We start from the raw sequence: 285 nt of genomic DNA, 5'->3' as shown, positions 1-285 counted from the left end.
CATAAATAAAAATATGGTTATTTAATTGCCTGTAATCTGTATTTTGATTACCAGACACATCATATGTATATAATAACTTTGTTCCATCATCCATTTCCACTTCATCATCAACCATTTTCAAATACTGCATTTCAACAGTATCACCTTTAATTAAAAAGATTTTTTTTAGGTTGAAAAAAATATAAATCAGGAAATGCTAAACCATCATAATTAGCAGATTTTAAATGCTCTACATCATTTTTTAAATCGTAAGACAAATAACCAAAAACCCAGTCATTAGCTAAC

The 285-nt window shown here is 26.7% G+C and carries 1 pseudogene; it reads right to left on the bottom strand.

The features are described 5' to 3' along the window. Positions 1-285 (bottom strand): annotated as a pseudogene (locus tag V6251_RS15395) (hypothetical protein); the annotation flags it as partial.

The sequence above is a fragment of the Olleya sp. Ti.3.14 genome, assembly GCF_038154885.1.
Lineage (GTDB): Bacteria > Bacteroidota > Bacteroidia > Flavobacteriales > Flavobacteriaceae > Olleya.
Note: the sequence above shows the minus strand (reverse complement) of the source record. Positions and strands in the feature narration are given on the sequence as shown.